This is a genomic window from Myxococcus sp. AM011 (assembly GCF_013372595.1).
GTDB lineage: Bacteria > Myxococcota > Myxococcia > Myxococcales > Myxococcaceae > Myxococcus > Myxococcus eversor.
Window position 1 is genome coordinate 1 of the sequence record NZ_JABXEM010000452.1, and the last position, 4,818, is coordinate 4,818.

At 71.1% G+C, this 4,818-nt stretch carries 4 protein-coding genes and 1 pseudogene; 3 read left to right on the forward strand and 2 right to left on the reverse strand.

From position 1 onward, the window contains the following. Nucleotides 1-443, reverse strand: a 443-nt coding sequence (locus HUW62_RS45820; protein WP_176438031.1) for a GNAT family N-acetyltransferase, incomplete at its 3' end; no start/stop codon positions are given. Nucleotides 444-697: 254 nt separating this feature from the next. Here HUW62_RS45820 and HUW62_RS45825 point away from each other — a divergent pair. Continuing rightward, a complete protein-coding gene (locus HUW62_RS45825) occupies nucleotides 698-1,756 on the forward strand; it encodes a nitronate monooxygenase family protein (protein WP_255204010.1) in 1,059 nt (352 codons plus the stop codon). 187 nt (nucleotides 1,757-1,943) lie between these two features. After that, nucleotides 1,944-3,629, forward strand: coding sequence for a DUF6311 domain-containing protein (locus tag HUW62_RS45830; protein ID WP_240356933.1), 1,686 nt, complete (start codon nucleotides 1,944-1,946; stop codon nucleotides 3,627-3,629). Nucleotides 3,630-3,639: 10 nt separating this feature from the next. On the opposite strand, the gene HUW62_RS45835 is transcribed toward HUW62_RS45830, so the two are convergent. Continuing rightward, nucleotides 3,640-4,536: a bestrophin family protein gene (locus HUW62_RS45835; RefSeq protein ID WP_163869114.1), complete on the reverse strand. Its 897-nt coding sequence runs from the start codon at nucleotides 4,534-4,536 to the stop codon at nucleotides 3,640-3,642. A gap of 83 nt (nucleotides 4,537-4,619) precedes the next feature. Here HUW62_RS45835 and HUW62_RS48265 point away from each other — a divergent pair. Beyond that, nucleotides 4,620-4,818: pseudogene (locus HUW62_RS48265) on the forward strand (hypothetical protein); the annotation flags it as partial.

Consider the following 4,818-nt stretch of genomic DNA (forward strand, 5'->3'; position numbering starts at 1 on the left):
GAGCCCAGGCGGCGGGCAACCTGCTGGGAGCCGACGTTGTCCGGGGCGATGGAGTGGATGATGTCCGTCCACCCCAGGCTGTCGAAGGCCCAGTCCATGGCGGCCGTGGCGGCCTCGGTGGCGTAGCCCTTGCCCCAGGTCTCCCGCAGCAGGGCCCAGCCGACCTCCGTGCCCGGCCACCCCTCGGGCTGCCAGGGCCCCACCCGGCCGACCCACCTGCCCGTGGAGCGCTCCAGCACGGAGAACATGGAGAACCCATGCAGGGCCCATCCCCCCGCCATGACGCACATCGAGCGCCAGACGACGGAGCGGGGCTGGAGGCCACCGATGTGGCGCGCGGACTCGGGGTCGGCCATCAGGGCCACGAAGCCCTCGAAGTCCTCCCGCGCCGTGGGGCGCAGGATGAGGCGCGCGGTTTCGAGCGTCGGTCCCGGTGCATTCATGGTCGGTTCCCCTGAGGTGAGGCCCTGGAGAAGAAATGGAGCGGCGCGGCACGCTGGCACCCACCCCCGTCGCGGGCAAGCGCTGCTTGCCGGGTGACGCGGATGGCGGCCACAAGCGAGGCTTCTCCTCGCGTTCATCCAGGGGCCCGGCCCGCCAGGACATCGGGTCGCCAGGCGGGCTGCTCGCCGCTAGGACAGGCGCGGCACGACGACGCGAGGGCCTTCCCATGTGGACTGAGACGCGTGTGGCACGGATGCTTGGAACCCGGCTCCCCCTGGTACAGGGGCCGTTCGGCGGAGGGATGTCGACGACGCGACTGGCGGCGGCGGTGTCGGAGGCGGGTGGGCTCGGCTCGTTCGGCGCGCACCACCTGAGCGCGGCTCAGCTGGAGACCACCGTCCGGGAGCTGAGGGGGCTCACCACGCGCCCGTTCGCCATCAACCTGTGGGTCCCGTTGGAGGGGGAGCGGGACGTGCGCCCCACGCCGGAGGAGTTCGAGGCGGGCGTCGCCCGGCTGAAGCCCTGGTACGACGAGCTGGGGGTGCCGCTCCCCACGTACCCCAGCGCCTTCTCCCAGGACTACGACGCGCAGGTGGAGGCGGTGCTGGCGCTCAAGCCGCCGGTGTTCAGCTTCATCTTCGGCATCCCCTCGGCGCGAATCCTGGAGGCGTGTCGGGCCTTGGGCATCGTCACGGCGGGGACGGCGACGAACGTGGACGAGGGGCTCGCGCTGGAGCGGGCGGGCGTGGACCTCATCGTCGCCTCGGGAAGCGAGGCGGGAGGACACCGGGCCTCGTTCCTCCGGCCCGCGGAGGAGTCCCCCGCGACGACGGCGCTGGTGCCGCAGTTGGTGGACCGGGTGCGCACGCCCGTCATCGCCTCCGGGGGAATCGCGGACGGCAGGTCGGTGGCCACGGCCCTGGCCCTGGGCGCGGAGGGCGTCCAGGTGGGCACGGCCTTCCTCGCGTGCGAGGAGTCCAACGCCAGTGACGCCTACCGCCAGGCGCTGCGCCAGGAGTCCGCGCGCGCCACGGTGCTGACGCGCGTCTTCTCCGGTCGCTACGCGCGCGGCATCAAGAACCGCTTCCTGCGCGAGCTGACGCCGCACGAGCGGGAGATTCCGCCCTACCCCGTGCAGAACTGGCTCACCCAACCCCTGCGACAGGCGGCGGCCCGACAGGGGCGCGAGGATATCCTGTCGCTGTGGGCGGGACAGAACGCGCCGCTCATCCGGCATTCGCGCGCGCCAGAGCTGGTGGACTTCCTGGAGAAGGACACCGCGCGCGTCCTGGCGCGGCTCGCGGGCCTCTGAGCCGGACGGAGCGTCGGCGCGGGCGAGCCCCTGGGCCTCACGCTCCACCGCCTTGACGGGGCGGGAAGTCCCGTGCTCAAGCACTCGACGAATGTCGGACCCGAGCGCCTCCCTCCCCGTCCCCACCGAGACACCGTCGACGCCGCGCGCCGAGAGAGAGCGACTGCGGCGCGTCCGGGAGTCGCTCGTGCGGTGGGGAACGGCCCAGGCGGGCCCGCTGGGTGCGGCGCTCGTCGGCCTGCTCACGTTCCTGGCGACCTTCGGGCCGAACGCGTTGGACCCCCAGCGAATCGGCTGGCTCATCCGGGATGACTTCAGCCAGCACCTGTTGGGGTGGCTCTTCTTCCGCGAGACGCCGCTCGGCCTGCCGCTGGGGGCCACCCCCAACTACCTCCATCCGCTGGGGACCTCGCTCGGGTACACGGACTCGATTCCGTGGGTGGGCCTGCTCTTGCGGCCCTTCTCCTTCATGCTGCCCACGGACTTCCAGTACATCGGCCCGTGGATGTGCCTGTGCCTCATGCTGCAGGGCGCGTCCGCGGCGTGGGTGGCGCGGCGCATGGGCGCCCCCCCTCAACACCAGTGGTGCGTGGGCGGGATGCTGGTGCTGTCGCCCGTGCTGCTGTCGCGGATGACCTTCGCGCACGAGGCCTTGTGCGCGCACTGGCTGCTGGTGCTGCTGGTGGGCCTGCACCTGATGCCCCAGCGCGACGCGCGCGACGCGAAGCAGGCGCTGGGCATGAGTCTGGGACTCTGCGTCTTCGCCGCGGGCGTCCACCCCGTCATCGCCACCATGACGTTGCCGCTGGCGCTGTCCCTGTGCGCGCGGACGGCGCTGGAGCGGAAGCTCCCCTTCGCGTGGCCCGCGCTCGCGGCGGTGGCCTGCTTCGCGTCCGTGCTGGGGCTCTTCTTCGCCTTCGGCTACCTGGGCACCGGCATCCCCGTGGGCGCCACCGACTTCGGCGACTACTCCTCGGACCTGACCACGCTGTTCAACAGCATCGGCCACGGCGAGATTCGCTGGTCCCGCTTCCTTCCCCCGCTACCCAGGCACGGCAGCCAGAACGAGGGCTTCGGCTACCTGGGCGCTGGCGGCCTCGTCGCGCTCGCCCTCGTGCTCGTGCTCATGGCCCGTGAGCCCCGGCGCATCCTCGCGCTGTGGCGGAGATGGGTGCCCGTCACCCTCGTCGCGCTGGCCCTCGCCTTCTTCGCCCTCTCGTGGCGCGTCAAGTTCCAGGGGCAGCAGGTCGCCGACCTGTCAGCGCTCTATCGCCCGGTGCTCAAGTGGGCGGAGGCCTTCCGCTCCTCGGGCCGCTTCATCTGGCCCCTGCACTACCTGCTGCTCGTGGGGGCCGCGCTCGCGCTGCCTCGGCTGGTGCGCCCATCGCTCGCGCCCACGCTGGCGGGGCTGCTGCTGCTCATCCAGGGACTGGACCTCAACCTCGGTGAAGGGCGGAGGGCACAGGGGGGCGGCGGCACCTGGAACACCCTTCCGTCGCTCGCGCTCACGGAGGCGGCGAAGGGCCGCGAGCACCTGGCGCTCTACCCGCCGCAGATGCATGACGGCTCCGGCCGGGGCTGCCGCGCGGGCCCCATGGACTTCCACCGCTGGGCCTACCGCGCGTACCGGCTGGGCCTCACCTTCAACAGCGGATATGTCGCGCGCATCGACGACGCGAAGGCGCAGGCGTACTGCCTGGGCATGGACGCCGAAATCACCGCGGGCAGGATGGACCCCCAGACGGTCTATCTGGTCATCCCCTCGCGGGTGAGCTGGCTCCAGAAGATTCGCGGCGCGCACTGCCAGCCGGAGGATGGGCTGTGGCTGTGCACCTACGACGCGCCGCCCGAGCCCTCCGTGTCCGGCCGCTGAGAGCCCCCGCTCAAGCGGCCGGGGGTGCCTGGCGCGACTGCGGCTCGGCGGGCAGCAGCGCGTTCAGGTTCGCGTGGATGGTGTTGCAGATGGCGTCCAGCGGCAGGTCGTTGTCGTCGTGGCCGAAGGGGTCTTCGATTTCGACGCCAATCTCCTCGATGCCGAAGAAGATGTACGCGACGATGAACGTGGCGAGCACCGTCAGCCCACCGAAGGACTCCACCAGCGCGAAGGGCAGCGTGTAGCAGAAGACGAGCAGCGCCCGGCGCAGGTGCATCACATACGCGAAGGGGATGGGCGTCTTGCGGATGCGCTCACACCCGCCGATGTAGTCGACGAGCAGGTGGACGTCCTGGTCCAACTGCATCTGCACGTATTCGGAGTACAGGCCCTGGCGCCGGCCGGCGTCGAGCAGCGAGCTCATCTTCCGCGCCACGGCGAACGGCACGTGCTGGGCACGCATCACCTCCGCCACCTCGTCCGGCGGCAGCTCCTGGGCCAGGGGCCCCAGCTCCGCCTTGGTGCGCAGGAACGACGCGGACGCGAAGGGGAAGGCGGCCGTCCACCGCAGCAGCGCGGCGTAGAGGGCGGGCTCGGAATGGAGGAAGACGCCCGCGGCGCGCGCCAGGTTGCGCGTCTCGTTGACGATGCCGCCCCACAGCTTCCGCCCCTCCCAGAACCGGTCATAGGAGGAGTTGGTGCGGAAGACGAGCAGGAGGCTCAGGGAGATTCCCGCCAGCGTGTGCACCGTGGGGGGAATCGCCACCGAGCGGACATGGGAATGGAAGATGGTGACGCCCAGTGCCCACAGGACGCAGACCATGACCCGGGCCACGATTTCGCGGACCATCGAGCCCTTGAGGTAGTGGAAGTAACTCCACCAACGATGCGGATCGTACTCAACCATGGGATTCGGGGGGCGTAGGCTGCCACGGCGCTTGAATCAGTGCCGCAACCTTTTCGCGCAGGGGCTGTTGGTGTGTCCAGCCCATGTTCGATACCCCGCCTCCCCGAGCGCCCCTCGGGCTTCGACGACTGTTGTTGGCCGCCGCCCTCTGCCTGTCCGGAGTGGCCCAGGCCAAACCCCCGGCGGCGGGCGTGTTGTGCGCCACGTATCCCACCGCGCCCACCTGCGTCGGCCGTCAGCCCGCCTGCACGCATTGTCACTCCTCCCCGCCCCAGCGGAACG